We start from the raw sequence: 5,622 nt of genomic DNA, 5'->3' as shown, positions 1-5,622 counted from the left end.
GCTAGCGATCTTGGCGTATCGAGCAAGTGGAGTGATAAGGATTTAAAGGGTGCGTTTAAGCGTAAGGATGTGGCTTTGCTTGTCGCCAATGTAATTCAGTTGGTGAAAAACGATAAAGTCAAAGCATCTGCTTACAAGGACACATCTACACTTAACGCTGATTATCGAAAAGCAATTGATATAGTGAGCAATTTCAGTATTTTCAGTGGTTATCCAGACGGTACGTTTAAGCCAGAACTTCCAGTAACCAGAGCAGAAGCGGTTAAAGTACTGGCCAAACTGATAGCTTTTATGCAATAAGCTATTTTTAAAATTTAAGGGGGAAATGACAATGATTAAAAAGATGATAAATACGGTATTGGCACTCTCTTTTGTAATCAGTGGAATTAGCTTCGCATCGAGTGGATCAGAAGTGACAAGAGCGGCAGCTGCTAGTGAAAACGAATTGAAGTTCAAAGATATATCAAAACATTGGGCAAAAGATAATATCATAAAAGCGTATGAAAGTGGTTTGGTTGATGGATTTCCGGATGGCACTTTTCGTCCTGATGATGTAGTGAAAGCTGACCAGTTTATCGTGATGATGCTGAATGCGTTCTCCGAGACGGTCGATGGTAAGAAAGAGTTTGCCCAAGACTGGTTTGCTGAACTAAAGAATATCCAGCCCGGACATATGGTAACAATCATTTCGGAGGTACGTAAATCTAAGTTTAGTTTTGAGACAGCGAAAACAGGATATTGGGCGAAGCCGTATGTGGATCTGCTCTATAAGATCCCTTATCTCTATTCACATGACAATGTGTTTCCTAACGATTCCAAACGTTATCAGAAACAAATGACAAGGGAAGAAGCTAGTTATTTGCTTGGAACTTGGTATCGAACTTATGAAAATAGCATGGATGGCTTATATGAAGACTTTGTATTAAGGAACAGTGGGCTAAAAGATTTTAACAAATTTTCTACTTACGCTGGGAAATATCGAGCGATGATCTTAGTAGCTGGATTGATGAACGGTTATCCTAACAATTACTTTTATCCGCAACGTTATGTCACCCGTGCTGAAGCGTTAACGATGGTGCAACGTTTAAGAGACAAAGCACTACGCACACCGTTCAAGCCTAATTTGAAAGGACAATATTACTCTGAAGTTGACGGGACTATCTATCTATTCAGCGATAAATACAAATTCGATACGTACAATAAATTAAAGGAATTAGCTAAAACGCATGTGAAATCGGGTTATACAGATATAAGTGGATCTGTACTTACTTTTTTTGCAAGTAAAGATGCGTTTGAAAAATACATGTTCTTAACACGTATGGGAAAGTACGACCAAAGAACTGATCCTGAAATAGTAGTTGGTGTAACAAGTGGAACTTATAGGCAAGTATTTATACAATATCCGATTAATAAAAAGATGCCAAATACCTCTAAATATGTGGATGCCGTTTTTGAGCTTTATGCAGGAGTAGGTAAGGGGAAAGATTTAAGGAAGCTAGTGACTGCCTACGAAAAAGATTTGTATACCGATTTAAAGACATTTAAGTTCAATAATAAAAACTTTAAATTGTATGCAAGTGAAGAGGATTATGTACTGGAAATGAACTACTAAATAGATACGGAGTGATCAACATTGCGTGTGCCATTTAAACGACAAATCTCTATGCTCATGTTAATTGTTATGCTGCTATCTATGTTGGATGCTATAGCAGTACCAGCGGTTAGTGCAGCAGTAGTTCCTACTCTCAATGATTTTCCAAATCCATGCGGTTATAATCCTCAGCATGACGGAAAACTTCCAGATGGAATTAAGCCTTGTTCTAAACCGAAAAATGAGAAAGATAGTGGCTTTAAATTTAATTCTAAATTCTATCATAAAACTTGGATTTTAAACGGTGCAACGCCGCCAAAAACAGACGGACAACGACGCCTTATTGTTTATGGTGATGAGACGAAAGTTCCTGCTAGTGTACAGTCGTATAGAAAAGGTTATCAGCCCGGAGATTTCAGCAGCGTCATTGATCCACCTAATGGGGAAGGTCATTTCTATGTATGGGATAAAAAATATGGAAAATATACGTATGGAGAATATCGTTTTCTAGGATTTGATGAGTTTGGTACGCTTTATCCGAATGACCAGATGATCCGAGATGACAGCACCAAAAATCCGCTGTATTCCAAGCATTGGGTATTTGAACCTTGGAGTTCATTACCATCCAGTTATATCTATAAACCTAAAAACAAAGGGCCGATATATAAAAACCAAGATGTAATGAATAAAGAGTTTGATAAAACACGAGATAATATTATTCGATCCATTAATTTTGATATAACTCAAGKGGTTAAATATTCTGACCGTTATAGTGTACTTCCTTATTCAATTATTAATACTGATCCTCGAAACTATATGAACATCCCACAGGTTGCAACTCCTAGAGAAGCAGGAGTCGGGATGATGTATCACTACAGCTGGGAAAGTAAATCGTTATGGTATCAGTCATTTCCTTTATTACAGCTAGAACCTGATGAGAAGTTACAAAATCCAGCGAAGTGCGCCGCTATCCAAGTTAGCTCTAAACCAATTCCTTTAGGAAAAGAAAGATATGTAAAGGTACAAGTTAAAGTAACAGGAGAATTGGAGGATGAACTTGCGTATGGTGATGTCCAAATGGAAGGTCTATTTTATACAAGAAAAGATGTAGACTATTGGACATTAGGTTTAAGAGATCCTTCTACTAATAAAGTAACAACGACGATATCATCTAAAACGAGTAAGGATGGCGTAGTAGTAAAGGATAATACAGCATCGGGAGTATTAACCCTATTAGTAGATACTGAAAAGTTAAATAGAGATAACCCCCAAAAATGGGTATATGCGTTCAGCGCAGATGTTAACGTTTATCATGCGAATCATACAGCTAGTTTACCTTCTACTGTTAAAGAAGATTGTAATCTATCTATAAACTTCGAACCTAATTTAAAGGGTCCTATGTCTAGTAATTTTGGTGTTATACCAGAAATCTTTTTCGAGAAAAAATCGAGTTTCACCAGAGATCATCTAGGATATGAGGATTTCTCTTATGGAAAAGATGTGGATTACTATAAATTTGAGATTACGAATGCAGAGGATGGCAAGAAGGCAACTAAAACGTTTAATCCAGCTATTCCAGAAGTTAAAAAACCAACTAAAGGGTACTTGGATCAAGATGCGGTTGGTAATTTTTTATATGACTTTATAGCAGCTGAATTTACAAGCGAAACGGTAACAAACACGGTGAGAAAGTCTTTCCATATTAAACAAACGATTGTTGATAAAGATGAGACGATTAATAATGAATCTATGTATACACAAACGATTGATGTTTCACAAACACCGCAAGCTCCACCAGTTAATGTTTGCGATGATCCAAATAAGAGGCCTGATCCGTATCCTCAATATATTTCGCCTCAAACGTCTTGGGAACTCGATTGGTATGATGTCGTTCCATTTCCAGTAATAGATACGCCTCCTAACATACAAGCTCACTCCCCATGCGAAGACCCAACGGACTACAGCGAATTTACGAAAAAGGTCTATATTGATGGAGTGGAAATCGATGCAGACGAGTTTTTAACAAGTCATTATATTTTTGGAGAAGATAAGCTTGGGATTCGTGAGATTAAAGTCGTCTATATTGCACCGGATGGGACGGAATCGCACAAAATGGTACATGCGGTTATTCACGAATCGAAGCCTGCTGTATCACTAAAACTGGAAGGTTTGTATAAAGAAAATCGTACCATGACTGCATATGATCGATCAGCAGCCAGTAATGATCAATGGGTAGAAGAACGTTCACCTCTCGAAGTAACTTCATTTAGTTATGTAGATGTTAATGATCCTAATCTGAAAAGCAGGGTCGGTTACGGAGAGGAAAATCTAAAAGATAAGATGTTCATGTATAAAGCTGTAGGTAATTATCAGATGAGTATTGCAGCAAAACGAGTGATTACTTACGGCGGGGGTAAAACGATTACGCGATATTCCGATCCCTATCTAGTAGATTATGCCATCATGCCCGATCACAAACCTGCCATCATTGCTCATGCCTACGGTTCGCAAGTAAGCCGATTAGACAAATTGCAGCTCAACTATCAGGTAGATAGTACAGATGGAGATTTTGTCGCAACCAAGAGTTTGAAGGTTTACCATGATACGAAAAACGATGGTAATTTTGATAAGCTCGTTTATGAAACAGACGGTGATCTTACTGAACTTCCAACCTTTGATAAACTAGGGCAGTATAAAATCGTTGTCGATGCAAAGGAAAGCACGAATCAAGATCGGCTAATGGAGTTTATAACGCCGAGTGATGATAAAACGCATACGTTCGAGGGCTTCTTTTTTGTAGATAATTACGAACCATCCAGTGACCTCTATCTGGATGTGCCGAACGAAAAACCGAATATGGATGTCTATTTCATGCTTGATTCGCAGTTGGCAGAAAGTTCAAGCCAATATGTAAAAAATAATGTAGTAACGCTGACCAATGCTTTTAATACAGCGAATATCATTGCAAATGTAGGCGTATGGGATATGAGGACTTACGAATTTAACCAATCTGCTAGTACAAGCAGTAATAGTGGGGAATCATATCCAAGCTCAACTACTTATTATTCAGAGAGCGGTTACTCTGGTACATTAAGTAGGGATTCGGTTTCCAATAATCCATGGCAAAAAGATGAAGGTCAATGGGTTTCCAAGACAGCCGATAAAACAGAAACTGACTCCTGTAGTCACACAAAAGATTTTGAATACAATGCGAGTGGATCTGCGGTAAAAACCTATGATTCCGGCGATTGTCCGAGTGAAAAGTCTTGGAGCGATGGCAAATATTCTGGCACACTCAAACGGCAAGGGAATGAAAGTGGTGGATGCCCCGGTACTGGTAAGGCAGGAACAACCTGTAGTTATACTTGGTCAGTCCCTTATTCGGGAACGGTCTATTGGACTCGTGATGTATGGGAACCTAAGATGGTAGATAAAAATGACTATACAGGCCATTATAGCGGAACGATTTACAAATATGTTAGACAACCGTATGATGCTTCATTCATGAAGGCAGTACAATCCAAATATGTAGTCTATATATCGGACAATACTGTGACACAGTTAAGTGATCTTCAGAATGTCATGAATAAGCAAGATGCTCGATTAATCACGGTGGGACAATCTGCTATTCAATCGCAAATCAGTTCTGAAAAGTATATTCAAAATAGTGGAACGATTGCCAGCGTGGTTGATAAAGTGATTRCATACATTGCTGAAAGTAATCCGGCTATTCCTAAAGTGCTCAAACTAATGGGGGATCAGATCGAGACGAGAACCGCCACTTTTGATGCGGAGGGAGATCCTACACCAGATAGTGAGAATAAGCTGCAAATCATTCAAGATCCTTATTATTACGATAACTCAATGGGCTTTGAGAGTTTCGGAGGTAAGGGGCTAATTTCTACTCAAAGTGAAGCCAATTGGCAAGCTTATCAATCAATTGTGACGATGAACAAGCCAGGGAAATATACGTTTTATCGAAAAACTAAGGATCATCCAACAACAGACCCTAATTTTGCAGAGTATAACTA

The 5,622-nt window shown here is 38.4% G+C and carries 3 protein-coding genes; all 3 read left to right on the top strand.

The window, feature by feature from the left end; all coding sequences use genetic code 11:
- On the top strand, nucleotides 1-300 hold a 300-nt coding region (locus AC1DWN_RS26565; protein ID WP_477561898.1), incomplete at its 5' end, for an S-layer homology domain-containing protein.
- A gap of 31 nt (nucleotides 301-331) precedes the next feature.
- Nucleotides 332-1,612: an S-layer homology domain-containing protein gene (locus AC1DWN_RS26560; RefSeq protein WP_477561897.1), complete on the top strand. Its 1,281-nt coding sequence runs from the start codon at nucleotides 332-334 to the stop codon at nucleotides 1,610-1,612.
- A gap of 27 nt (nucleotides 1,613-1,639) precedes the next feature.
- Nucleotides 1,640-5,622: Athe_2463 domain-containing protein (locus AC1DWN_RS26555; protein ID WP_477561899.1), on the top strand; the 3,983-nt coding region annotated here is incomplete at its 3' end.

The organism is Paenibacillus sp. P4_A7, from assembly GCF_056402455.1.
Note: the sequence above shows the minus strand (reverse complement) of the source record. Positions and strands in the feature narration are given on the sequence as shown.

What these genes read in the sequence shown, in the direction of transcription:
- AC1DWN_RS26560 (WP_477561897.1), top strand. Translation starts at nt 332, where the DNA reads ATGATTAAAAAGATGATAAATACGGTATTGGCACTCTCTTTTGTAATC.